This is a genomic window from Candidatus Pedobacter colombiensis, assembly GCA_029202485.1.
Classification (GTDB): domain Bacteria; phylum Bacteroidota; class Bacteroidia; order Sphingobacteriales; family Sphingobacteriaceae; genus Pedobacter; species Pedobacter colombiensis.
Map to the genome: position 1 here is coordinate 2,100,599 of CP119313.1, position 24,228 is coordinate 2,124,826.

General features: G+C 37.7%; 22 protein-coding genes. 7 read left to right on the forward strand and 15 right to left on the reverse strand.

Annotation, left to right across the window (positions count from 1 at the left end):
* The first annotated feature begins 85 nt into the window (after window positions 1–85).
* On the forward strand, window positions 86–1,372 hold the full coding sequence (locus tag P0Y49_08855) for a citrate synthase (protein WEK21250.1): 1,287 nt from the start codon (window positions 86–88) through the stop codon (window positions 1,370–1,372).
* Between the two features lie 65 nt (window positions 1,373–1,437).
* Here P0Y49_08855 and P0Y49_08860 read toward each other — a convergent pair whose 3' ends face one another.
* The 4 genes from P0Y49_08860 to P0Y49_08875 form a co-directional block, all read right to left on the reverse strand.
* Entirely contained in the window at window positions 1,438–2,823 is a 1,386-nt protein-coding gene (locus tag P0Y49_08860; protein ID WEK21251.1) for a nucleoside permease, read from the reverse strand.
* The gene (locus P0Y49_08865) at window positions 2,813–3,427 is read right to left on the reverse strand and encodes a bifunctional nuclease family protein (protein ID WEK21252.1); all 615 of its coding nucleotides are present in this window, start codon (window positions 3,425–3,427) and stop codon (window positions 2,813–2,815) included. Before P0Y49_08865 ends, P0Y49_08860 begins: the two co-directional genes overlap by 11 nt.
* Window positions 3,428–3,500: 73 nt before the next feature.
* Window positions 3,501–4,472 (reverse strand): electron transfer flavoprotein subunit alpha/FixB family protein, encoded by a 972-nt coding sequence (locus tag P0Y49_08870; protein ID WEK21253.1) that lies wholly within the window; start codon window positions 4,470–4,472, stop codon window positions 3,501–3,503.
* Window positions 4,473–4,516: 44 nt separating this feature from the next.
* A complete protein-coding gene (locus P0Y49_08875; protein WEK21254.1) occupies window positions 4,517–5,254 on the reverse strand; it encodes an electron transfer flavoprotein subunit beta/FixA family protein in 738 nt (245 codons plus the stop codon).
* Between the two features lie 90 nt (window positions 5,255–5,344).
* Here P0Y49_08875 and P0Y49_08880 point away from each other — a divergent pair, with 90 nt between their 5' ends.
* Both P0Y49_08880 and chrA read left to right on the forward strand, forming a co-directional pair.
* The gene (locus P0Y49_08880) at window positions 5,345–5,680 is read left to right on the forward strand and encodes a tetratricopeptide repeat protein (GenBank protein ID WEK21255.1); all 336 of its coding nucleotides are present in this window, start codon (window positions 5,345–5,347) and stop codon (window positions 5,678–5,680) included.
* A gap of 9 nt (window positions 5,681–5,689) precedes the next feature.
* The gene (gene chrA / locus P0Y49_08885; protein WEK21256.1) at window positions 5,690–6,889 is read left to right on the forward strand and encodes a chromate efflux transporter; all 1,200 of its coding nucleotides are present in this window, start codon (window positions 5,690–5,692) and stop codon (window positions 6,887–6,889) included.
* A 5-nt stretch (window positions 6,890–6,894) separates the two neighbouring features.
* Here the strand turns inward: chrA and dnaB are convergent, their stop codons facing one another.
* Window positions 6,895–8,466: a replicative DNA helicase gene (gene dnaB / locus P0Y49_08890; protein ID WEK21257.1), complete on the reverse strand. Its 1,572-nt coding sequence runs from the start codon at window positions 8,464–8,466 to the stop codon at window positions 6,895–6,897.
* A 164-nt stretch (window positions 8,467–8,630) separates the two neighbouring features.
* Between dnaB and rlmB the strand changes: the two genes are divergently transcribed.
* Window positions 8,631–9,395, forward strand: coding sequence for a 23S rRNA (guanosine(2251)-2'-O)-methyltransferase RlmB (gene rlmB, locus P0Y49_08895; GenBank protein ID WEK21258.1), 765 nt, complete (start codon window positions 8,631–8,633; stop codon window positions 9,393–9,395).
* 25 nt (window positions 9,396–9,420) lie between these two features.
* On the opposite strand, the gene P0Y49_08900 is transcribed toward rlmB, so the two are convergent.
* The 3 genes from P0Y49_08900 to P0Y49_08910 all read right to left on the reverse strand — a co-directional run bounded on the left by P0Y49_08900 (window position 9,421) and on the right by P0Y49_08910 (window position 12,857).
* Window positions 9,421–10,692 carry an Hsp70 family protein gene (locus P0Y49_08900; GenBank protein ID WEK21259.1) on the reverse strand — a complete coding sequence of 424 codons (1,272 nt, stop codon included), beginning with the start codon at window positions 10,690–10,692 and terminating at the stop codon, window positions 9,421–9,423.
* 91 nt (window positions 10,693–10,783) lie between these two features.
* A complete protein-coding gene (locus P0Y49_08905; protein ID WEK21260.1) occupies window positions 10,784–11,875 on the reverse strand; it encodes a mannose-1-phosphate guanylyltransferase in 1,092 nt (363 codons plus the stop codon).
* 16 nt (window positions 11,876–11,891) lie between these two features.
* The gene (locus P0Y49_08910; GenBank protein WEK21261.1) at window positions 11,892–12,857 is read right to left on the reverse strand and encodes a KpsF/GutQ family sugar-phosphate isomerase; all 966 of its coding nucleotides are present in this window, start codon (window positions 12,855–12,857) and stop codon (window positions 11,892–11,894) included.
* Between the two features lie 89 nt (window positions 12,858–12,946).
* Between P0Y49_08910 and recQ the strand changes: the two genes are divergently transcribed.
* Together recQ and kdsA are read left to right on the forward strand one after the other, a co-directional pair.
* On the forward strand, window positions 12,947–15,136 hold the full coding sequence (recQ, locus tag P0Y49_08915) for a DNA helicase RecQ (protein ID WEK21262.1): 2,190 nt from the start codon (window positions 12,947–12,949) through the stop codon (window positions 15,134–15,136).
* A 14-nt stretch (window positions 15,137–15,150) separates the two neighbouring features.
* Complete coding sequence (gene kdsA, locus P0Y49_08920) at window positions 15,151–15,966, forward strand: 3-deoxy-8-phosphooctulonate synthase (GenBank protein WEK21263.1); 816 nt, start codon at window positions 15,151–15,153, stop codon at window positions 15,964–15,966.
* Between the two features lie 8 nt (window positions 15,967–15,974).
* Here the strand turns inward: kdsA and P0Y49_08925 are convergent, their stop codons facing one another.
* The gene (locus P0Y49_08925; protein ID WEK21264.1) at window positions 15,975–17,870 is read right to left on the reverse strand and encodes an OmpA family protein; all 1,896 of its coding nucleotides are present in this window, start codon (window positions 17,868–17,870) and stop codon (window positions 15,975–15,977) included.
* Window positions 17,871–17,929: 59 nt separating this feature from the next.
* A complete protein-coding gene (locus tag P0Y49_08930) occupies window positions 17,930–18,553 on the reverse strand; it encodes a 7-carboxy-7-deazaguanine synthase QueE (GenBank protein WEK21265.1) in 624 nt (207 codons plus the stop codon).
* Between the two features lie 78 nt (window positions 18,554–18,631).
* Here P0Y49_08930 and P0Y49_08935 point away from each other — a divergent pair, with 78 nt between their 5' ends.
* On the forward strand, window positions 18,632–18,973 hold the full coding sequence (locus P0Y49_08935) for a Rieske (2Fe-2S) protein (GenBank protein ID WEK21266.1): 342 nt from the start codon (window positions 18,632–18,634) through the stop codon (window positions 18,971–18,973).
* A 10-nt stretch (window positions 18,974–18,983) separates the two neighbouring features.
* Here P0Y49_08935 and P0Y49_08940 read toward each other — a convergent pair whose 3' ends face one another.
* The 5 genes from P0Y49_08940 to P0Y49_08960 form a co-directional block, all read right to left on the reverse strand.
* Window positions 18,984–19,865 (reverse strand): tetrahydrofolate dehydrogenase/cyclohydrolase catalytic domain-containing protein, encoded by an 882-nt coding sequence (locus P0Y49_08940; protein ID WEK21267.1) that lies wholly within the window; start codon window positions 19,863–19,865, stop codon window positions 18,984–18,986.
* Window positions 19,866–19,919: 54 nt separating this feature from the next.
* Window positions 19,920–21,707, reverse strand: coding sequence for a translation elongation factor 4 (gene lepA / locus P0Y49_08945; GenBank protein ID WEK21268.1), 1,788 nt, complete (start codon window positions 21,705–21,707; stop codon window positions 19,920–19,922).
* Window positions 21,708–21,737: 30 nt separating this feature from the next.
* Entirely contained in the window at window positions 21,738–22,541 is an 804-nt protein-coding gene (locus tag P0Y49_08950; GenBank protein ID WEK21269.1) for a nitrilase family protein, read from the reverse strand.
* 24 nt (window positions 22,542–22,565) lie between these two features.
* Entirely contained in the window at window positions 22,566–23,711 is a 1,146-nt protein-coding gene (locus tag P0Y49_08955) for a methionine aminotransferase (GenBank protein WEK21270.1), read from the reverse strand.
* A gap of 102 nt (window positions 23,712–23,813) precedes the next feature.
* Window positions 23,814–24,191 carry a GreA/GreB family elongation factor gene (locus P0Y49_08960; GenBank protein ID WEK21271.1) on the reverse strand — a complete coding sequence of 126 codons (378 nt, stop codon included), beginning with the start codon at window positions 24,189–24,191 and terminating at the stop codon, window positions 23,814–23,816.
* Window positions 24,192–24,228 lie beyond the last annotated feature (37 nt).

Here is a 24,228-nt window from a genome sequence, read left to right on the forward strand (position 1 = left end):
AATAATTTAACAGCTTTGTTATAGTAAGCTAAAAGCTAATCGGAATGGATTAGTTAAGTTTGTTTTTATAAATTTAAGAATATATATGTCAGATATTGCAGAAATTAAGATTGATGGAAAAGTGTACGAATTCCCCGTTATCACAGGTACCGAAGGGGAGAAGGCTATTGATATTTCTAAACTTAGAGATTTAACCGGTCATATCACTTTAGACTTTGGATACAAGAATACGGGTTCTACTAAGAGTGCAATAACTTTTTTGGATGGTGAACTGGGTATTTTAAAGTACCGTGGATACCCAATTGAAGAACTGGCGGAGAAATCTACATTTCTGGAAGTAGCTTATTTGCTGATATATGGTGATTTGCCTACTCAGGATCAGTTGGAAAACTTTCAAACTCAGATTAGCAGGCATACACTGATCCATGAGGATATGAAAAAGTTTTTAGATGGTTATCCATCAAAATCACATCCAATGGCTCAATTGTCTTCATTGGTTTGTTCATTGTCAACATTCTATCCGGAGTCATTAAATGCCAATTCATCTCCTGAAACAATGGATCTGACCATGATCAAATTATTGGCAAAGTTCCCAACTATTGTTTCTTTCATTTATAAAAAATCTTTAGGTCATCCACTTATTTATCCTAAAAATAAATATGATTACGTTAGTAATTTCTTGAACATGATCTTTGGTCAGCGTACTGAGGAAATTGAAATTGATCCGGTAGTGGTTAACGCAATGAATACCTTATTGATTCTACATGCTGATCATGAGCAGAATTGTTCTGCTTCTACAGTAAGAATGGTTGGTTCGTCAGATTGTAATTTATACGCTTCTGTGTCTGCAGGAATAGATGCCTTATGGGGCCCGTTACATGGCGGTGCAAACCAGGCTGTAATTGAAATGCTTGAATTGATCAAAGAAGATGGCGGTGATACTGAAAAATGGATCAATAAAGCTAAAGATAAAAATGATCCTTTCCGCATGATGGGCTTTGGTCATAGGGTTTATAAAAACTTTGATCCAAGAGCTAAGATCATTAAAAAAGCTTGTGATGATATTTTAGAGAAATTAGGAATTGATGATCCGGTTTTAGATATCGCCAAGAAACTTGAAGAAGCTGCATTAAATGATCCGTATTTTGTTCAACGTAAACTTTATCCAAACGTTGATTTTTACTCAGGAATCATTTACAGAGCACTAGGTTTCCCAACTGATATGTTTACTGTATTGTTTGCTTTAGGCCGTTTACCGGGATGGATTGCACAATGGAAAGAAATGCATGAAAACAAGGAGCCAATTGGTCGTCCCCGTCAGATCTATGTTGGGCATACCAATAGAAAATTTGTAGCGATAAAGGATAGGTAACATTATCTTAAATTATACTAAAAGGCCCCGTTCAGTTTTACTGAACGGGGCCTTTTGTTTGTGTTTTAGTGCACCATTTCCTCAATAGCCTTTTCTTCTACAGGATTATGTTTATGCTTAAACATAATTCCAAATGCAATAGTAATGACCAATGCATATATAGTGAAAGAAAGCCAGATATGATGCCAGTTTTTTACATCTAAGGCGCGGCTTAAATCACCGTTAGCCATTACGCTTATGCCCTTGTTTTTTATAAATGTAAGTAAGTGTTCATTTTTAGGATCTGAATTTACAACAGCAGCCAGGGATTGGATATTGGTGTAGTGTTTAGTGAAGTATGTATCTATCATCCAACCTGAAACAAGACTGCCAAATACAGCGCCAAATCCATTTGTCATCATCATAAACATTCCTTGCGCCGAAGAACGGGTCTTTGGAGTTGTAGATGTCTCAACGAAAAGAGAACCGGAAATATTAAAGAAATCAAATGCCATTCCATATACAACACAAGAGAGGATAATCATCCATAGGTTGCCCGCGGGGTCGCCAAAGGCAAAGAAACCGAAACGGAGCACCCATGCTAACATGGCAATAACAATTACTTTTTTAATACCAAAACGCTTCAAAAAGAAAGGTATTGCCAAAATAAACAAGGTTTCAGAGACTTGAGAAATAGACATGATAATGGTAGAATAGCGGATTACAAATGAATCTGCATAGGATGGAAACAATTTGAATTCATCCAGAAATACGTCACCATAAGCATTTGTCAGCTGTAGGGCACCACCTAAAAACATAGAAAAAATGAAGAATAGTGCCATCTTATAATTAGTAAACAGTTTAAAGGCACCTAAACCTAAGGTTTGCGCATAAGATTTTTTCTCGTCTATCAATTTTTGTGGACGGCATTTTGGTAATGTAAACGCATATAATCCTAATCCCAGGGCGGCAAGACCAGCAATGTAAAACTGATAAGCGGTAGCCTTATTTCCGGTTAGGTTGGTTGTCCACATAGCTACAATAAAACCTATTGTACCCCATACCCGTATAGGGGGGAAGTCCTTGATCACATCAAAAGAGCCCGACTTTAAGGTGGTATAGGATATGGAATTGCTCAATGAAATGGTTGGCATGTAAAAACACATTGCCAGCAGCATTACCCAGAAAAAATCATTCGGATGGTTCACCTGGGGAATGTAAAATAACACTCCGGCATATAAAATATGAAGAATGCCATAAAGCACTTCAGCATTTACCCACTTGTCGGCAATAATTCCTGTAAGTGTGGGCATTACAAGGGAAGCAAATCCCATTGTGGCAAAGATTGCACCGAACTGCGTTCCGTCCCATTGTTTAGTACCAAACCAATAATTTGCTATGGTGATGAGCCAAGCACCCCAAACGAAGAATTGTAAAAAGCTCATTAGGGTTAAGCGAAACTTAACGTTCATTATTTCTTTTATTTATTTCATCGCGAATACGGGCTGCTTTTTCATAGGCTTCTTCGGCTATTGCTTCCTGAAGTTTTTGATTTAGCTCTTCTAAGCTCAATGATTTGTAACTTGATGATGAGATGGATGAAATATCTTCGGTTCCTTGTTCTTTTGATAGGTTGTCCATGTTTTCAAGGAAAAGAAAGTCGTTTCCTTCTATAACTATACCTGCTGAGGACAGAATAAACTCGTAGGTGTAGATTTCTGCATTGAAACGAACTGCCAGTGCGATGGCATCAGAGGTTCGGGCATCAATTTCATGGATGGTTTTGCCATCGGTGCAAATTAGCTTGGCATAAAAAACACCTTCAACTAAATTATAGATTAAAATCTCCTGGATTTCTATGTTATAGATTTGAGCAAAGGTTTTAAACAAATCGTGAGTTAAAGGCCTGCTCGGGGTCATCTTTTCTATTTCTATGGCGATAGCCTGTGCTTCAAACGCACCAATTATAATTGGCAGGCGTCTTCGGCCATTTACTTCTCCCAGTACAAGGGCATAGGCGCCCGACTGGGTTTGGCTATAAGATAAACCAACGATGTCTAGTTTTACTTTTTTCATTTTATAGCTATGTCATGTTCAGCTTGTCGAAATATCGTGGGATTGTCCGACAAGCTTAAGGATGACAATATATTTACCCTTTATGTGCTTTTAATGCCTCTATTAATTTTGGTACTACTTCAAAAGCATCTCCAACGATCCCATAATCAGCGACCTTAAAGAAAGGCGCCTCTGGATCTTTATTGATCACTACAATTACTTTTGACGAGCTAACACCAGCTAAATGCTGAATGGCTCCTGAAATACCTATTGCAATATACAAATTAGGACTGATTGCGATACCGGTTTGACCAACGTGTTCTTCATGTGGTCTCCAATCTGCATCTGATACCGGTTTCGAGCAAGCTGTTGCTGCACCTAGTAAAGATGCCAATTCTTCGATCATACCCCAGTTTTCAGGTCCTTTTAAGCCTCTGCCTGCTGATACAACTAATTCAGCATCTGGTAACGAAATTTTATTGGTAGCTCTGATCACTTCTTTTACAATAGCTGCAAGGTCAGTTGATTTTACTTCCGGGTTGAAAGCTTCAATTGTGGTATCGGTAGCATTTTCTTTAGTGCCAAAAGCATTGGGATTAAGTGCGATTACCTTTATGGCTGAAGTTAATTCAATGATGGCAAATGCTTTTCCGGAGAAAGCAGTTTTCTTGACCTGGAATTTTCCACCATCAAGCTGTGGCAATTCAACAGCACCATCAACCAACCCAGCCTCAAGTTTTACTGCAACCCGGGGCGCTAATCCTTTTCCTGAGAAGGAATTAGATAGAACTATAACATCCGATTTTTCTTTTTTTGCAGCTTCTGCAATTACTGCGGCATATGCCTGGTTTACAAAGTTTTTTAACTGATCGTTCGATACATTTAAAACTTTGGATGCCCCATATTTACCCAACTCTTTAAGTTCGCTTTCACCAACATTACCAATAGAAATAGCGGTTAAATTGGCACTTTGTTTATCTGCAATGGCTTTTGCATAAGAAACTGCTTCGAATACAGATTTCTTAAATTTACCATCTACTTGCTCTACATATACTAAAACTGACATAAGATCTTTTATTAAATGATTTTAAAATTTGAAACAGAAATGGGTTAGATTACTTTAGCTTCCTGGTGCAACAGGTCAATTAATTTAGCAGGATCTTCTGCTGGTACTAATTTAACTGCTCCACGCGGAGGCGGGGTTTCAAATTGTTGTACTTTACTAAGCTGCGCTATTTCTTTAGCTTCAACCACTTGCAAAGGTTTGGTACGTGCGGACATAATACCTCTCATATTAGGTATTTTAGGTTCTGCTGTACCTTCAGCACAACTAGCAATAAACTTGCCACTTACAGAAATAATTTCTTTACCACCTTCAATTTCACGTTCTATAGTTGCGGTGCTTCCATCATAGTCTAATTTTTTAATGATAGAAATAGAGGGTATGTCTAGAAATTCACCAATCATTGCTGCTACCTGAGAACCATTGTAATCAATTGATTCACGTCCGCATAGAATGATGTCAAAGTCATTGCTTTTGGCATATTCAGCGATCTGATAAGCAGTGAAATAGGCGTCTCTTGGTGCAGCATTGATTCTTACGGCATCATCAGCGCCAATAGCCAATGCTTTTCTTATCGTTGGTTCTGTTGCAACCTCACCAACATTGATTACGGTTACGGTGCCTTTTCCGCCTTCGCAAAGCTCAATTGCTCTTGATAAAGCAATCTCATCATAAGGGTTTACAATAAACTGTACTCCTGAAGTATTGAATTGTGTATTATCGTTAGTAAAAGTTATTTTTGTGGTCGTGTCGGGCACGTTACTGATACAAACTAATATTTTCATAGATTTATATATTTGATTCTTAAAGGTCAGGAAGTCGTAAGACTTCAAATTGTCTTTTTGCAAATCTAATTAAAAAAGCAGGGATTTAAAATGCAAAGTACCCGATTAGCAAAGTTATTGGAGTTTTTACAAAGTGATCCTAATGATCCGTTCGTATTGTACGCATTAGCCACAGAATATAATACTTCAAATGATACAGAAAAAGCACTTGAATATTATTTGAAGTTGATTACAGACCATCCGGATTATGTAGGTACTTACTATCATCTTGGTAAACTTTACCAAAAATTAGGACAAACAGAACAAGCGCTCAACATCTATCAAAAAGGTATGGTTGCAGCAAGAAATAAAAGAGATATGCATGCCTTTTCTGAACTTCAGGGAGCATATAACTCAGCGGCAGGTTTAGATTACGAAGATGACTAATTAAAGCAGGTGGGCAAAAGACAATTGTTGTTTATCAGAAATGTAATCTTTTTTACTTTCACGGCTTTTGGAGGTGCCCAGGCGCATTTAGCCCTTTTGCTAAAGTACTTTGTGAAAAATGTTCGGTTCGTATCTGAAGAAGAACTACTTGAACTAAATGCTTTGGCTCAGGTATTACCTGGTCCGGCGTCTACACAAACGCTTGTTGGTGTAGCTTATAAGGTAGGAGGGTTAAAGCTTTCGATCATTACTTTTTTAATCTGGATTATACCCTCGGCAGCAATTATGACTTTCGCAGCCATCAGTTTTGCGCGGTTTGATCATAAAGAAAAGTTTGTAGAAATTTTAAAATATATACAACCTATTGCCTTAGGGATTGTAGCTTATGGTGCATTTAATCTGGCGAAAAGGGTGTTGGTATCACAGCTTACAATATTTTTAGCCATTTCTGCTGCCATTGTAACATTGGTTTTAAGAAATGCTTATGTATTTCCACTTGCTATATTAATCGGAGGGATGGTCTCTTCTGCCATTGGTACACCTCCGGAAGAGAGTAATATCAGGTTGAAGCTATTTTCGAATATTAATCCGAAGAAACTGAGCTATTTTTTTGGGGTATTGCTGTTTTTAGCTTTAATGGGTGCTATTATCAATAGGACTTCGCCATTTAGTTTACCAATCAGGCTATTTGAGAATTTTTACCGTAATGGTATTGTGATTTTTGGGGGTGGACAGGTGTTGGTTCCACTGATGTTTACTGAGTTTGTACAAATGAAGCAGTATCTAAGTGCTTCTGGTTTTTTGTCAGGATTTGCCTTACAACAAGCTTTGCCGGGGCCAACATTTTCATTTACCAGTTATCTTGGTGCATTGACTATGCGGAATTTCGGGTTTGGTGTTACCGGTCAAATCTTAGGTGGTTTGGTTGGGGTGCTGGGAATTAACTTGCCAGGGCTAATTCTTGTTTTGTTTATCGTTCCATTTTGGGAAGATCTAAAAAAAATCACTCGCATTAAATACTCTTTAACAGGTATTAATGCGGTGAGTGTTGGATTTATTATTGCAGCTTTTGTGCTATTGCTGATACCGGTAGCTTTAAATGCAATGGCTATAACAATAATGGTGGTTACTTTTTTGATTCTTAATTACACCAAAATAAGCCCACCTTTTATTGTATTAGCCGGAATACTTTTAGGTTACTTTTTATAAGTATACTAAAAAGGAGCATCATCATGCATGTCATCCATGCGTGAAGGTTTAATGATTACGTTTCCTGCGGGTCTATCAAAATCCTGTGAAGGTTGCATTCCGGCACTTGGACTATCCATTGAGAATGAAGTCGGTGCAGCAAAGCTTTCTTCTAAGTCTGCAAATTTCACATATTTACCAATAAAGCGAAGTGGTACGATACCTGTTTCACCGTTACGGTGCTTCGCAATAATAACCTCACCAACACCTGCCTGAGAGCGTCCTTGTTCATCTTCAGTGATGCCATAATATTCCGGTCTGTACAAGAACAATACCATATCCGCATCCTGCTCAATAGATCCAGATTCACGCAAATCTGATAGCATTGGCCTTTTTCCATTTACACCTGGTCTACTCTCTACGGCACGACTTAACTGAGATAGTGCAAGCACTGGTACGTTCAACTCCTTAGCTACTGATTTTAAGGCCCTTGAAATACTACCAATTTCTTGTTCCCTGTTTCCACCGCCACCTTGTCCTTCACCTTTACCATGCATTAGCTGTAAATAATCGATGATGATGAGTTGGATGTCATACTGAGCTTTTAACCTTCTGCATTTCGCTCTGAATTCAAAGATATTAAGAGCAGGGGTATCATCTATAAGGAGCGGAGCCTCTGTAAGTCCGCCTATTTTACTGTGCAATTGTTGCCATTCCCATTCAGCGAGATTTCCCTTTCTGATTTTTTCCTGTTCAATTTCTGCTTCACCGGAAATTAGACGATTTACCAACTGTACGGAGGACATCTCTAAAGAGAATACTACAGCTGGGCGGTGAAATTGAACAGAGGCATTTCTGGCACAGGTTAACACAAAAGCTGTTTTACCCATCGCGGGACGGGCAGCAATGATCACCAAATCTGAAGGTTGCCATCCACCGGTAATACGGTCCAAATCAGTAAAACCTGAAGGCACCCCTGTTAAACCATCACTTTTGGTTCGAAGTTCTTCCAGAGTAGCTAAAGATTGTTTAACAATCTCATCCATCTTCTGTGTATCTCTCCTTAAGTTGTTTTGAGCAATATCAAATAATCCCTTTTCAGCCTGATCCAACAGGTCGAAAATATCAGTTGTATCTTCATAGGCGTTCGATATGATCTCTGAAGAGATTCTGATCAGTTCCCTTTGGATATATTTTTGAGAGACAATCCTCGCGTGAAATTCAATATTCGCTGCCGAAGCAACCCTGTTTGTCAGGTTGGTAATATAATATGCACCACCAATCATTTCCAATAAGCCCAGTGTACGCATTTCTGAAGTAACCGTTAAAATATCAACAGGTTTTGATTTTTGGAAAAGTCCCTGGATGGCTTCGAAGATTTTTTTGTGACCTTCGTGATAAAACATTTCTGGCTTAAGAATATCAATAACGGTAGATAGCGCATCTTTTTCAAGCATTAAGGCTCCCAAAACAGCTTCTTCAAGATCAATAGCCTGGGGAGGTATTCTTCCCATAGTGCCTATTGTATTACTTAATCTGTTTTTCCGCGCACTAAAGCTTGCCTTATCTTGTCCTTGGGATGGGTGATCGTTACTCATGGGTACAAAATTATACAAAAAATAAGTCGTTTCTGTAATTCTTTATACACATTTCGACATTCCTGAATATGCTCTTTGTAATACTGCTTTGATAAATTTTTGATTTTTGCTAACAAAACTATGTGGAAAAGAATACCTATTTTTGCACTTCAATTTAATATTTAATGGAAAATTCCAGAAGACCTTCAAGACCTAAAGAAAATAATGAATTTGTATTTGGTATACGTTCTGTAATAGAGGCTATTAAAGCTGGAAAAGATGTAGAAAGTATATATGTACAGCGTGGGCTTACGGGCGGGATTATTTTAGAGCTAAAAGCTTTATTAAAAGATACTGATATTCCGGTACATAATGTGCCTATTGAAAAGTTAAACCGGATGACACAGAAGAATCATCAGGGGGTAATAGCAGTGATTTCAGCAATCACCTTTCAAAAAATTGAAGATATTATTCCTTTGATTTATGAGAAAGGGGAGACTCCTTTGATATTAATATTGGATGGGGTTACTGATGTAAGGAATATGGGGGCTATTGCCAGAACTGCAGCCTGTGCAGGGGTACATGCACTTGTTGTACCTTCAAAAAATTCTGCACAGATCAATGCTGATGCCATTAAGACCTCGGCCGGAGCTTTGTTTAGCATTCCGGTATGCAGACATCAAAACTTACATAAAGTAGCACTGTATTTGCAGGAGTGCGGCTTACAGATTGTAGCTTGTACGGAAAAAACAACCGATTTGATTTATGCACCTGATTATACAGCTCCAACAGCAATTGTAATGGGCGCTGAAGATGAGGGGATATCCAATGAGATCATGCGCATGGCTAATCACCTCGCTAAGATTCCAATGGTAGGAGAGATTAGCTCTCTTAATGTGTCTGTTTCAGCTGGAGTTATTCTTTATGAGGCCATCAGACAGCGGCAATAGCTAACTGATGACCTTATAAGGTTTTTTATTCTTCGTCAAATAAATATCCACTGTATGCCAATCCTTTAGCAACACTCATAAAGTTGTCGCCCGTATGAATTGGAATATTCGGGAATTTGGATTTAAACAGGTTTTTAACTGCGCAAACCATTGAGGTTCCACCAGTTAAAAACAGACTGTTTATGGCTTCTGGTTTAATTTGATTAACAGACAAAAACTCTTCCAGATAACGACTGATTTTTGCCATATCTTTTTCGATGATTGTTTCATATTGATCAATCGTGACTTCTTCATTGATCTCTATTTCCATTTTAGCGTACTTAAAAGTTGATGAGGTCTGTTTAGACAATTCTATCTTTGTTTTTTCTATGGACTGGAATACAGAATAACCAAGGTTATTATCGGTTAGGGTAATTAGATTTTTGAAGCTTTTGTCCTGCTTTGCATAATGATAATAAGTTTGCAGGTCATTTTTTACTTTTTGACCATTAAAAAAATTCATTTGCTCCCAGGAACAGATGTTGGCAAATAGAGATACCGGTACTTTTAGCATTTTTCCTGGGGCTGCTTCATACATAGTATGTTTCCCAAAATAGGGGGTGCCTTTATCCCACATAAATGCAGAATCGAAGCTATCTCCACCAATGTATATACCGCCGGTAGCTATAATGTCCTTTCTGCGATCTTTACTGCCAATTTTAGCCGGGTCTAGTTCCAGATAGGTAAAATCTGTTGTTCCTCCTCCTAAATCGGCAACCAATACTTTCTCTTGCTTGCTGATGGTTTTTTCATAGGCAAAGGCTGCGCCTATTGGCTCAAACTGAAACCTTACCTGGTCGAAACCTGCATTTTCTGCTGCTTTATTCAACCTTTTTTGAGCCAGTGCATCTTTAGATGAGTTCTCGTCATCAAAGAACACCGGTCTGCCTATAATGGCTTTGCGACAATCGTATCCTGTAATGAGATCAGCCCTATTTTTTAATTCCTTTAAGATAAGTGTCACCAGGTCGGACGCGTTGAATCTTTTATTGTGGATCCGGGTTTCAATAAAACTGCTTCTTGGTAGGATACGCTTGATAGATTTCATAAAGCGTCCTTTCATTCCATCGCTAATGTAGGAGGCGATCGCTTCTTCTCCAACAACGTATTTTAAAGCTTCAGCAGTGGGTTGATCACTTTGGAAATATAGAATTGAGGGGACAATAATAGTGTCTACAATCTCTTTTTTCTCTTCATCATAGATAGACAGGGCCGAATTGGTTGTTCCAAAATCAATTCCATATAAAAACTTACTCATTGTAAAAAGGCAAAATGTTGTTGGGGTTAAAAAAAACATCCGGAACTGGCTTTATTCCAGATCCGGATGTTTATTAAATTAAGATGAAAAACTAAATGAATTTTGTTCCGAATTTAGCTTTTACATCCGCTACTACTTGTTTAATGTTTTGTTCTTCTGATCTTGGACAAATCAGCAAGGTGTTGTTCGACTCTACAACAATATAATCATGTAGGCCTTGTAAAATGACTAGTTTATCTTTAGGTACATTGACCATACAATTAGATGAGTTGAACATCATCACCTGTTCTGCAGGTATTACTGCATTTCCAACGTAATCATGCTCTGCAATGTCGTATATCGAAGCCCAGGTACCTAAATCAGACCAACCGAAATCAGCAGGTAATACATAGACATTATCTGCCTTTTCCATAATTCCAAAGTCTATAGAGATATTGGTGCATTGCTGATAAGCATCACTGATGAAATTCTTTTCACTTTCGGTATTATAGATTGGATTTCCCTGCAAAAATATCTCATGCATTTCTGGCAGATGTTTAGAGAAAGCTTCGTTTATAGATTTCGCTGACCAGATAAAGATCCCGGCGTTCCATAAAAAATCTCCACTTTGTATAAAAGATTTTGCCAGGTCAATATTAGGCTTCTCCGTAAAAATCTTTACTTTATGGATTTGGTTATCAGTTTTTAAAGTGTTTTCGACATATTGAATATAACCGTATCCTGTGTCTGGTCTGCTTGGTTTGATACCCAATGTGATCAGACAGTCATTTTCGGATGCCGCTTTTAAAGATTGCTCAATTGCAGCTATAAAAGCACTTTGGTTAGTTATGGTATGATCTGATGGAGCAACTACAATGGTTGCATCAGGATTAAGACTGGCAATTTTCATGGAACCGTAAGAGATACATGGCGCTGTGTTGCGCATGATCGGCTCTGCCAGTATTTGATTTTCATTCAGATCAGGCAATTGTTCCTTAACGATGCTGGTATATATGTCATTGGTAACAACAAAAATATTCTCTGGCGGACATATCTTTAAAAAACGTTCGTAAGTGCTCTGAATTAATGTTTTTCCAACACCAAAAAAATCAATAAATTGTTTTGGAAATTCAGTTCTGCTTACTGGCCAAAAACGACTGCCAACTCCACCAGCCATTATTAATGCGTAATTATTTTTATTCATGCTAAATTAGAAAGTGTCAAATTATGCCTTCCTGAAGAAGGTCGTGCAAATGTACGATACCAAAGTAATTTCCAGCATCGGTAACTAATAATTGAGTGATATTGTTCTCTTTTATAATTTCAAGCGCATTTAGCGCTAAGAGATCTTTCTCAATTCTTTTAGGATTAGGGTTCATTAAGTCGCTCGCTTTAATATTGGTTAAATCAGAATGTTTTTGAAGCATCCTTCGGATGTCTCCATCTGTAATTATGCCTAAGATAACATTTTCATCAACAACAACTACTGCGCCTAAACGGTTTTGACTAATTTCTATGATGACATCATTTACAGATGCATCGGGGCTAATAGATGGTTTTTGGTTTTTTAAAGCCAGATCACCGGTTTTTAAATATAGTTTCTTTCCTAAGGAACCTCCGGGATGATATTTTGCAAAATCTTGCTCATTGAAATCTCTTGAATGTAGCAGGCATATTGCAAGTGCATCACCCATGGCAAGCTGAGCTGTTGTGCTGGTCGTAGGAGCAAGGTTATGTGGACAAGCCTCTTTTTCAACGTAGGTGTTTAATACAAGGTCTGCTTGCCTGGCCAGTTCAGAATTTAGTTGGCCAATCATTCCAATCATCGTGTTGCCGGATTGTTTAAGTAAGGGAGCCAATACTTTTATTTCTGGTGTGTTGCCACTTTTAGAAATGCAGATAACGATGTCATTTTTTTGGATCATACCAAGGTCACCATGAACAGCATCTGCCGCATGCATAAAGATGGCCGGAGTGCCTGTAGAGTTAAAAGTCGCAACGATTTTTTGCGCAATAATAGCACTTTTACCAATTCCTGTAATGATTACACGGCCCTGACTTTCGATAATTAGGTTAACTGCCTTAACAAAATCATCATTTATATTCTTAATTAAGCCTAAAATGGCTTCAGCTTCCAACTGTAACGTGCTGACACCAGCGTCGATAATAGATTTTTTACTTTTCAAACAGAATTAATTAGTATATTGATGCTTTGAATTTGTGCAAAATTATGTTATTTTGAAGTAAAAATAGCACTGAATATTTTATACACGAAATGGATGTGAAAAAGTCGTTGTTTGACAACTTACAAACCTTTTTTGGTTTTGACAATTTTAAGGGTGATCAGGAGTCAATAATCACCAATGTTCTTGAGAAGAAGAACACTTTTGTGATCATGCCTACAGGTGGGGGGAAATCCATATGTTACCAGTTACCAGCATTGATGAATGAAGGGACTGCAATTGTTATATCCCCGTTAATTGCTTTGATGAAAAATCAGGTGGATCAATTGAGGGCCTTTGGTGGGAGTGATAGTATAGCACATTTTTTAAATTCGTCTTTAAACAAGACAGAAATTGCTCAGGTAAAAAGTGATTTGTTGAGTGGACAGACTAAGTTATTATATGTAGCTCCGGAGTCGCTTTCCAAGCAGGATAATATTGATTTTCTGAGACTGATTAAAATATCTTTTGTCGCGGTAGATGAAGCCCATTGTATTTCCGAGTGGGGACATGATTTCAGACCTGAATACCGTAAGATCAGACAGGTAATTAGTGGTTTGGGTGAAGGTATTCCCATTGTTGCATTAACTGCAACTGCAACCCCTAAAGTTCAGCAGGATATCATTAAAAACCTTCAAATGAGTGATGCAACCTTGTTCAAGTCTTCATTTAACAGGCCGAATTTGTTTTATGAGATTCGCCCGAAGCGTGATGTACTTAAGGAGATCATCAGGTACATTAAATACAATACTGGGAAATCCGGTATTATCTATTGTTTAAGTCGTAAAAAGGTTGAGGAAGTTGCTGAGTCATTAAATCTTAACGGGATAAAGGCTTTGCCTTATCATGCTGGTCTTGAACCAAAAGTCAGGGCAGAAACTCAGGATAAGTTTCTCATGGAAGATGTAGAAGTTATTGTAGCTACTATTGCCTTTGGAATGGGAATTGATAAACCCGATGTTCGCTTTGTTATTCACCATGATATTCCGAAAAGTATGGAAGGCTATTATCAGGAGACTGGAAGAGCGGGAAGAGATGGTGGTGAAGGCGTTTGTATTGCCTTTTACGCGCAGAAGGACGTAGATAAGTTGGCCAAGTTTATGAAAGATAAACCTGTTTCTGAGCGGGAGATAGGTACTCAAATACTTAAAGAGGTAATTGATTATGCTGAATCTGGCGTTTGCCGAAGGAAGCAAATCCTTCATTATTTTGGGGAAAACTTTAACGAAACCGGTTGTAATTGCATGTGTGACAACTGTAAAAAGCCTAAAAAGTTATTCGAGGCAGAGGAATCATTGCAAGTGCTTTTAAAGCTAATCCAGAAAATAGGTGAGAAATTCGATGATTCACATATCATCAATGTCTTAATGGGATCTGAAACTGCACAGACCATCGCATACGAACACAGTAAGCTGCCTGAATTTGGCTTAGGTGTTGTTGAAGGAGAAAATTACTGGAAATCATTGGTTAGACAAGCTGTGCTGAATAATTTCCTTTCAAAGGATATAGACAATTATGGTTTGCTAGGCTTAACGAATAATGGCCGTGGATTTATAGAAAATCCATACAGTCTTAAATTCATATTGAACGAGCCTATTGAAAATGCGGCTGATGACGATGAAGATGATGTGAAGCATGGTACGGGGACTTTAGATACCCAGTTACTGCAATTATTGAAAGATCTGCGTAAGAAAATAGCCAAGCAGAAAAATGTACCTCCGTTTGTTGTTTTTCAAGATCCATCTTTAGAAGAAATGTGTACGCATTATCCGATTGCCATGGATGAGTTAAAGCAAATTTCTGGTGTAGGTAATGGTAAAGCACTAAAGTTCGGAGCACCATTTCTTGAACTCATTAAAAAGTACGTAGAAGATAATGATATTGAGCGTCCGATAGATTTGATCATTAAAACTCAGGCCAATAAGTCGCAATTAAAGGTTTCCATCATTCAAAATATTGATAGAAAAATTGGACTGGAGGATATTGCAAGGGCTAAAGGGATTACTTACGATGATATCTTAAAAGAGATTGAGGCAATTGTAAACTCTGGTACTAAATTAAATCTTAATTACTTTGTTGATGAAGTAATTGACGAGGACCGACAGGATGAGGTATTTGATTATTTTCAATCAGCCGAAAATGACTCTATTGATGAAGCATTAAAAGAACTAGGCGAAACAGATTATTCTCGTGAAGAGATCCAGCTAATGCGTATTAAGTTCATGTCCGAATTAGGTAATTAATAGTATAGAGATAAATGATCAACCTTTCATTAGATAAATTAAAACATACAAACTCTGGCAACTTCTTTTTAATGGCTGGGCCATGTGCAATAGAAGGAGAAGACATTGCCATGCGAATTGCAGAGAAGATCATCACCATAACTGATAAGCTGGAAATTCCCTTTATTTTTAAAGGTTCTTATCGTAAAGCAAATCGCTCTAAAGGGGGGTCATTTACGGGTATCGGGGATGAAAAAGCGCTTAAGATATTAGAGAAAATCGGTTATACCTTTAATGTGCCTACTGTTACTGATATTCACGAAAGCGATGAAGCAGCAATGGCTGCTGCATATGTTGATGTTTTACAGATACCTGCTTTCTTATGTCGCCAAACAGATTTGCTGATTGCTGCTGCAAAGACCAATAAAGTAGTCAATGTAAAAAAGGGACAATTTCTTTCTGCTGGCTCAATGAAGTTTGCTGTAGAAAAGATTGTAGAATCCGGTAATAATAAGGTAATTCTGACGGACAGGGGCAATACATTTGGTTATCAGGATTTAATTGTTGATTATCGTGGTCTTCCTGAAATGCAAAGTTTTGGGGTTCCTGTAGTAATGGATTGTACACACTCTTTACAGCAGCCTAATCAAAGCTCGGGTGTTACAGGTGGTAAGCCTGAATTGATTGAAACTATTGCAAAAGCAGCCATAGCTGTTGGAGCAGATGGGTTGTTTATTGAAACACATCCTGATCCTGCAAATGCGAAATCGGACGGTGCAAATATGCTTCATCTGGATTTATTGGAACAACTACTAGTTAAGCTAGTTAGAATAAGAAAAGCGGTTATTTAACCGCTTTTTTAGATTTTAGTAATTACAAAAGAGGTTCTTCTGTTTTGTTTTCGCTGTGCTTCCGTATCATTTGGTGCAATAGGCCTCGTTTTCCCATACCCTTTAAATGTTAATCTTTCCGGATCAATTTCTGCTTCGATAAGGTAATTGTAAACAGCTTTAGCACGTTGCAATGAGAGTTTTTCATTTTGGAGATCGTTACCCATATTATCAGTATGTCCCTGGATCTCTATCTGCAGACTTGCATTATTTTTAAGTAGCTCTTTGAGTGTGCTCAGTTCTGTTATAGAAGTTGGCAAAAGTGAATACTCATTGGTATTAAAGAATATATTCTTTAATACCATGTTTTTTCCGGCAGTGAGCTTTTCTAAGTTTATATTTACCAGGAATGGATTGTTCACATAAGCACTGTCTAACTGGTAGTTTTCGGAATAAAAAAGATACCCATTTGCCGTTACATTAAAAGCATAGTTACCTCCAATAGGCATTACAGCCAAAAAGTCACCAGTCTCTTTAGAAGTAAAATCATTATACATTATCTTACTGGTTTTTAAATTGACTACCTGGACCTTAGCTTCTAAAAATTCTTTGCTCTCTTTGTCTGTTACAATTCCTTTTACATAAGTAATCGGGAGTGGCTTTTTACTTTCCGGCATTTTAAACTGATAGATATCCATATCCCCATAACCGCCCTTTAAATTAGAAGAGAATAATCCTGATGAACCATCAGGCGTAACAATTAAACCGGTTTCTTCATTAAAAGTATTAATCGGGTAACCCAGATTTTCCGGTTTTGACCATTTGCCGTTTTCATCAGCACGGCTTATAAAAATATCTTTATTTCCCATTCCTGGCCATCCATCTGAAGAAAAGTATAAGGTTTTTCCATCTGGATGAAGAAAGGGGGTTTGCTCATCGTAAGGAGTATTGATTTCCGGGCCAAGGTTTTCAGGAACACTCCAGTAGCCATCTGCTTTTAAAGAGCTTTTCCATATATCGTAACCTCCATAGCCACCTGGTCTGTTACTTACGAAATATAAAGTATTTCCGTCGGGGCTGATAGCAGGTTGTGATTCCCAATAGGGGGTATTGATTGGAGCACCCAGGTTAAATGGCTCTCCCCATTCTTTTCCATTTTTATGACTAACATAAATATCGCAGCGGCCTAGTCCATCAGGTCTGTTGCAACCCGTAAAAAATAAGTATAAGCCATCCGGAGTAATAGACTGAGCTCCCTCATTATATTTTGATGTATTGATTTTGTCACTTAATGGAACAGGTGTGCTCCATGATTTATCCTTTAGCGTTGAAGTAAAGAAATCTTCATTGCCGTCAATATTTCTACTAAAAATAAGCTGAGTTCCATCAGCAGTGATAGCGGGGAAATAATCTCGGTAACTTGAGTTAATTTCCGGACCCATATTTATAGGTTCATATTTTACAGGGTGCTTTAATGCTTCAATAGCAAATTCACAATCCTTTAAATATTTTTTAGCCCTCTTCATAAAGTCGGGATCTGTACCTTTATAAGTTTTTATAAATTGGTTGATATTTTTTAAGGCGTTTTCATAATCACCGGTAAAAATTTCTGCCTCAGCAAAACCGTAATAAACGCGAGGTTCAGGATTGCCACCCAGTGCCAGTGCGCTGGCATAGTTTTGTTTTGCTAATTCATAAGATTTAAGCCTTCGGTTGATATCGGCAAGTTGTACAAAGGCAAACTGAAAACCGGGATCAGCTTTAACAGCTTCTTGAAGTAAGATGATGGCCTGATCATAATTGTCAGCCATTAGAAAATCTTGCGCTTTATCAAAATTAGCCTGCGCTTTTTTTACTGTAGAGTTTTGAGCACTCGCAGTCTGAATGATAAAACATAAGAAAAGTAAAAGCGTAATTTTCTTCATCAATGCTACTAAATAGATTAACTATGAAGTTAAATGTAGCGAAAAAATAAATAAGCAGGCTATGGGATGTTTAAAAACTTATGGGTTTGTAATGAAATTTCCCATTTAGGATTAGCCATGACATAATCAATAATCAAAGGAGTTATTTCTTTTGATTTAGACCATTCTGGCTGTAAATACAGCTTGCAATTTGCTGAAACTGTCTCGGCATATTTTTCTGCCCATTCAAAATCACTTTTATTAAATATGATTACCTTCAACTCATTTGCAAATAGAGTGATATCAGGACGGGGGGCTTTAAATTTTTTAGGCGATAAACAAATCCAATCCCATTCACCTGATAAGGGGTAGGCGCCAGATGTTTCAATAAAGGTTAATATCTTCTTCTTACGAAGTTCTTTTGTTAGGTAATCCAGATTATAGATTAAAGGTTCGCCACCAGTAATTACTACAGCCTTTCCAGGGAAGCTATCTGCTTTAGCTACAATATCATCGGATAAGGTAAGCGGGTGCAATTCTGCATCCCAGCTTTCTTTAACATCGCACCAGTGACAGCCTACATCGCAACCGCCTAAACGGATAAAATAAGCAGCTTTTCCGGTATTAAATCCTTCTCCCTGTATCGTGTAAAATTCTTCCATCAATGGAAGTAGTGTGCCGTCTTCTGGTATTTGATGTGTCATATTTAAGAAGCGCAAAGGTAAATAAATATCAATCAAAATGAGAATATATGTATCTTGAGCTCAAGATATGACCTACCTATGAATAAATTGATCTGGCATAAAATCGAAACAGAAATTGAGAAAGGAGAGTTTGTTAAGCAAATTAATGTTGACGGGAAAAAATTATGCCTGGTGAGGCACAATGATGAATTTTTCGTTGTACAGAATTATTGTCCTCATGCAGGAGGGGTATTGAGTGGTGGTTGGTGTAAAAACGGAAACCTGATCTGTCCAATCCATCGTTGGGAGTATAATTTACATACCGGTATGGGAGCGGAGGGACAAGGAGATTATATTGAACGGTATCCTGTACAAATAAAACCCGACGGGTTGTACGTCGGGTTTAAAAAAAGTTGGATTAAAAGGCTTTTTGGAGGTTAAATCAATCGCCTTAACTATAAATTTCTCCTTTGGCTGAAGCCAGTGTATTTTTAAGTAAACCTACGATGGTCATTAAGCCCACACCTCCGGGAACAGGTGTAATCCAGGAAGATTTAGGAGCCACATTTTCGAAATCAACATCACCATATAGTTTGTAGCCGGATTTGGTTTGATCTGAAGTTTCCCGGTTGATGCCAACATCAATGATGATAGCTCCCGGCTTCACCATATCAGCCGTAACAAAATTCTTTTTACCAATTGCTGCAACGATAATATCCGCCTGAAGTGCCAGTTCTTTTAAGTTACTGGTTTTACTATGGGTAAGTGTTACTGTACAGTTACCTGGATTGGCATTACGTGCCATTAAAATACTCATTGGGCTTCCAACAATGTTGCTTCTGCCAACCACTACACAGTGTTTACCGGTAGTATCTATTTCGTAAGCTTGCAACATTAATAAAATGCCATAAGGAGTAGCAGGAATAAAGCAGGGTAGGTTACGCATCATTCTACCTAAATTTACAGGATGAAAACCATCCACATCTTTACGGTAGTCAATTTTTTCCGTTACTTTTTCCGGATCAATATGTTTAGGAAGTGGAAGTTGTACAATTAAACCATCAACACCAGCGTCCTGGTTAATTTCTTCGATTTTTTGAAGTAATTCTTCTTCAGTTACTGTAACATCATATCTGATTAGAGAGGATTGAAATCCAACCTTCTCACAGTTTTTCATTTTACTGGCAACATAAGTTTCACTACCACCATCGTTACCAACTAAAATCGCCACCAGATGTGGTTTCCTACCACTCTTAGCTAAAAAATCTGCGGCTTCAGCTGCTATTTCATGTTTTATCTTTTCTGATGCGAATTTTCCGTCGAGTAATTGCATGTAGTAATCGTGTTGTTTTTGGTTAAAAGTTTAGGTGAAGTTAAATGCGGAAACTTAGTCCAGTTTTAATACAGCCATAAATGCTGTTTGAGGAATCTCTACGTTTCCAACCTGGCGCATACGTTTCTTTCCTTGTTTCTGTTTTTCAAGTAGCTTACGTTTACGGGAAATATCACCACCATAACATTTAGCAGTAACATCTTTACGTAAAGCACTCAGTGTTTCGCGGGCAATTACTTTTGCACCAATAGATGCTTGTATCTTGATCTCGAATTGCTGGCGCGGGATTAGTTCTCTCAGTTTCTCACAAATTTTCTTTCCAAAGTCGTAAGCATTGCTCCGGTGAATCAATGAAGATAATGCATCAACAGGCTCTTCATTTAACAGCATATCCAATCTTACCAAATCCGATTTGCGGTAACCAACCTGATGATAATCAAAAGAAGCATAACCTTTAGAAATTGTTTTTAGCTTATCATAGAAGTCGAAAACGATTTCTCCCATAGGCATCTCAAAAACAAGCTCTACACGATCTGAAGTCAGGTAAGATTGATTTACGATAATCCCTCTTTTCTGAATACATAGTGACATTACCGGACCAACAAATTCTGCTTTGGTAATGATATTTGCTTTGATATAAGGCTCTTCCACAGAGTCCAGTTTACTAGGGTCTGGTAAATCTGATGGATTGTTTACAATAACTTCATCACCTTTGGTGGTTCGTGCAATATAGGATACGTTGGGAACAGTTGTAATAACCGTCATGTTGAATTCACGCTCCAGGCGCTCCTGAATAATTTCCATATGCAACATTCCAAGGAATCCACAACGGAAACCAAAACCTAGTGCTGCTGAACTTTCCGGCTCGAATACGATAGAAGCATCATTCAGTTGCAATTTGTGCATTGCCTCACGTAATTCTTCAAACTCATCAGTGTCAACAGGATAAATTCCGGCAAAAACCATTGGTTTAACCTCTTCGAAACCTTGAATGGAGTTTAAAGATGGTCTATCAACGGTAGTAATTGTATCACCAACTTTTACTTCACGAGCTTCTTTAATTCCTGAAATAATATAGCCTACATCTCCGGTTTTAACTACGTTACGTGGAGACATATCCAGTTTCAGGATACCAACTTCGTCAGCTAAATATTGTTTACCTGTGTTGATGAATTTTACTTTATCACCTTTTTTAATTTCGCCGTTTACTACTTTATAGTATGCGATGATCCCTCTGAATGGGTTAAAAACAGAGTCAAAAATCAGTGCCTGCAAAGGAGCATCAGGATCACCAACAGGAGCAGGGACACGATCTACAATAGCTTGAATGATATCAGGAATACCCATACCAGTTTTGCCTGATGCAGGAATAATGTCTTCGCGTTTACATCCGATTAAATCAATAATCTGGTCTTTCACTTCCTCAGGCATTGCCCCAGGTAAATCCATTTTATTTAAAATCGGGATAATTTCAAGGTCGTGCTCTAGAGCTAAATATAAGTTTGAGATGGTTTGTGCCTGAATTCCTTGAGATGCATCAACAATAAGCAATGCACCTTCGCAAGCCGCAATAGAACGAGAAACTTCGTAAGAAAAATCTACGTGTCCAGGCGTATCAATCAGGTTGAAATTGTATTCAATTTCACCAACCTTATAATTCATTTGTATGGCGTGACTTTTTATGGTGATCCCACGTTCACGCTCCAAATCCATATTATCCAGCAACTGAGCCTGCGACTCGCGTTGTGAAATGGTTTTAGTGTATTCTAACAGACGGTCAGCTAAAGTGCTTTTACCGTGATCAATATGTGCAATTATGCAAAAATTACGTATGTGCTTCATCAGTGGCGCAAATATAGTATTTTGCCTTGATTATACGATATTAAACTGATCGGCATCTTTTAAGAAAGGGAAACTTCTACGAGTTTTTACCAGTTCTTCGTAGCTAATACTAAAAGTATAAAGGTCTTCATCTTCGGGCTTATAATAAACTGTTTTGCCCATTGGATCAATACACATTGAATGTCCGCTATGATAGACCTCTTTACCATCGTGACCAATTCTATTGGCTGCTATTACATAGCTTTGGTTTTCAATTGCCCTGGCAGGAATTAAGGCTTTCCAGTGTGCTGATCGCTTATCAGGCCAGCTGGCTATTAATAATAAAATATCGTATTCTTCATTTTGATTACGAAGCCATACTGGAAAACGAAGGTCGTAACAAATCGCCAGGCGTATTTTCCAGCCTTTTAATTCCACAATAACTTTATCTTTTCCGGGAGTGTAGGTCTTATCCTCGTCGCCCAATCCAAATAAATGCCTTTTATCATAGTAACTGGAATTTCCATTTGGTAACATCCAGATCAGGCGGTTATAATAGTTCCCATTTTCCTTAATGATTAAACTTCCGGTAACTACACAATCATATTTATCGGCAATTGAATGCATCCATTGCATTGTTTTTCCATTCATTTCCTCTGCAAGCTCAGGAGCATTCATGCTAAAACCCGTGTTGAACATTTCAGGTAAGACAATTAAGTCCGTTTTTTCTTTCACCCCTAATGAAAGTCTTAAAGAAAGGTTTTGCAGGTTTTTATCAATGTTTTCCCAGAACAAATATGCCTGAAAAATAGTGACTTTAAGGTTAGGTATGTTTAAGTAGTTTGGGCTGTTCATTATTCTAATTTATAGGGATTTAAATTATAATTTCATTAGTCTTTCAACGGCTTTTTCCAGTGTTTCTTGTTTTTTTGCAAAACAAAATCTTAACACCTGGTGATCAGTATTTCTAATATAGAAGGCCGAAACGGGGATACTAGCTACGCCATATTCTTTAACCAGCCTTATGGCCATATCTGTATCCTTTTCTTCATTTAAGTGCGCAAAGCTAACGCATTGAAAATAAGATCCGTTACAAGGTAGTAATTTAAAGTTAGTTTCCATGAGCAAAGACCGGAAGAAATCTCGTTTCTGCTGAAAGAAGCCCGAAAGACTTTCGTATGTTTCCGGATCTTTAAGGTAGTTGGCAATTCCCAGTTGCATAGGTGTGTTGACACTAAAAACATTAAATTGGTGTACTTTTCTAAATTCTTTCATTAGTCGTTCGGGAGCTAGACAATACCCCATTTTCCAACCCGTAGCATGTAGCAATTTTCCAAATGAAGCCACTATAAAACTTCTTTCTCTCAGCTCCGGATATAAGGCGATACTTCGATGTTTGTGCCCATCAAATATAATGTGCTCATAAACTTCATCACTTAAAATCAGAATATCTGTGTTCCTGGTTAGTTTAATCAACGCTTTGATATCCTTCTCTGATAAAGTGCAGCCAGTGGGGTTTTGCGGACTATTAAGGATAATCATTTTGGTTTTGGCTGTAAATAGCTTCTTAACCATTTCCCAATCTATTTCATAAACAGGAGGGGCCAACTCATAAGGTTTAACCAGGCCGCCTAGTAATTTAACTGCTGGAGCATAACAATCATAGGCAGGTTCAAAAATGATTACTTCATCACCGGAATTAATGCAACAACTTAAAGCGGTAAAAATCGCCTGAGTGCCTCCTGCAGTAATGGTTACCTCGGTATCCGGATGATAGTTTGCTCCATATAAATTACTCACTTTCTCAGCTATCAGCTCTCTTAATAGCGGTAAGCCTGGCATTGGTGCATATTGATTAAAACCTTTTTGCATTGCATCGGTTACCAAATCTAATAGTTTAGGATCACAATCGTAATCAGGAAAACCCTGAGATAAGTTAATCGCTTTATGTTCTTCTGCTAATTTTGACATTACAGTAAAGATTGTAGTGCCGGTATGTGGTAGTTTTGAATTTATAGCTATCATGTTACAGCGAAAATAGAAATAATATTTTATCGCGTTCCATTAAAATAACTGGAAGGAGATAGGGCGGAATCCCGGTATCTCCTGAGCTTATATTTAAATGGTTTACAACCTATTGACTTCAAGTATTTTAAACTCCTGAATACCATCAGGCATTTCCCAGTTGATGCTATCACCTGTTCTGTAACCAAATAATGCAATACCTATTGGTGCAAATACTGATACTTTTTGAACTTTAATGTTTGCTTCTTCCGGCATCACTAACTTAAATGTGAATTCCTTTCCTGTTTTTACATTTGCTATTCTGGCTTCTGATTTTAGACAAACAACATCCAATGGAAGCTCGTCTTCAGTATAAATTGTCGCATCTTTTAACTCGGCTTGTAGTTTCTCTTTATTGTAAGCACTCATATTTGATTTTTCAAGATGCTCTTTTAAAAGCTTGAAATCGCTTTTTGACAGTGATAATGATTTTGTTTCCATGATTTTATATGTATTTAAATAATGTTATTATCCTAGA

What these genes read in the sequence shown, in the direction of transcription:
- P0Y49_08855 (WEK21250.1), top strand. Translation starts at nt 86, where the DNA reads ATGTCAGATATTGCAGAAATTAAGATTGATGGAAAAGTGTACGAATTC.
- P0Y49_08860 (WEK21251.1), bottom strand. Translation starts at nt 2,823, where the DNA reads ATGAACGTTAAGTTTCGCTTAACCCTAATGAGCTTTTTACAATTCTTC.
- P0Y49_08865 (WEK21252.1), bottom strand. Translation starts at nt 3,427, where the DNA reads ATGAAAAAAGTAAAACTAGACATCGTTGGTTTATCTTATAGCCAAACC.
- P0Y49_08870 (WEK21253.1), bottom strand. Translation starts at nt 4,472, where the DNA reads ATGTCAGTTTTAGTATATGTAGAGCAAGTAGATGGTAAATTTAAGAAA.
- P0Y49_08875 (WEK21254.1), bottom strand. Translation starts at nt 5,254, where the DNA reads ATGAAAATATTAGTTTGTATCAGTAACGTGCCCGACACGACCACAAAA.
- P0Y49_08880 (WEK21255.1), top strand. Translation starts at nt 5,345, where the DNA reads ATGCAAAGTACCCGATTAGCAAAGTTATTGGAGTTTTTACAAAGTGAT.
- dnaB (WEK21257.1), bottom strand. Translation starts at nt 8,466, where the DNA reads ATGAGTAACGATCACCCATCCCAAGGACAAGATAAGGCAAGCTTTAGT.
- rlmB (WEK21258.1), top strand. Translation starts at nt 8,631, where the DNA reads ATGGAAAATTCCAGAAGACCTTCAAGACCTAAAGAAAATAATGAATTT.
- P0Y49_08900 (WEK21259.1), bottom strand. Translation starts at nt 10,692, where the DNA reads ATGAGTAAGTTTTTATATGGAATTGATTTTGGAACAACCAATTCGGCC.
- P0Y49_08905 (WEK21260.1), bottom strand. Translation starts at nt 11,875, where the DNA reads ATGAATAAAAATAATTACGCATTAATAATGGCTGGTGGAGTTGGCAGT.
- recQ (WEK21262.1), top strand. Translation starts at nt 12,947, where the DNA reads ATGGATGTGAAAAAGTCGTTGTTTGACAACTTACAAACCTTTTTTGGT.
- kdsA (WEK21263.1), top strand. Translation starts at nt 15,151, where the DNA reads ATGATCAACCTTTCATTAGATAAATTAAAACATACAAACTCTGGCAAC.
- P0Y49_08925 (WEK21264.1), bottom strand. Translation starts at nt 17,870, where the DNA reads ATGAAGAAAATTACGCTTTTACTTTTCTTATGTTTTATCATTCAGACT.
- P0Y49_08930 (WEK21265.1), bottom strand. Translation starts at nt 18,553, where the DNA reads ATGACACATCAAATACCAGAAGACGGCACACTACTTCCATTGATGGAA.
- P0Y49_08935 (WEK21266.1), top strand. Translation starts at nt 18,632, where the DNA reads ATGAATAAATTGATCTGGCATAAAATCGAAACAGAAATTGAGAAAGGA.
- P0Y49_08940 (WEK21267.1), bottom strand. Translation starts at nt 19,865, where the DNA reads ATGCAATTACTCGACGGAAAATTCGCATCAGAAAAGATAAAACATGAA.
- lepA (WEK21268.1), bottom strand. Translation starts at nt 21,707, where the DNA reads ATGAAGCACATACGTAATTTTTGCATAATTGCACATATTGATCACGGT.
- P0Y49_08950 (WEK21269.1), bottom strand. Translation starts at nt 22,541, where the DNA reads ATGAACAGCCCAAACTACTTAAACATACCTAACCTTAAAGTCACTATT.
- P0Y49_08955 (WEK21270.1), bottom strand. Translation starts at nt 23,711, where the DNA reads ATGATAGCTATAAATTCAAAACTACCACATACCGGCACTACAATCTTT.
- P0Y49_08960 (WEK21271.1), bottom strand. Translation starts at nt 24,191, where the DNA reads ATGGAAACAAAATCATTATCACTGTCAAAAAGCGATTTCAAGCTTTTA.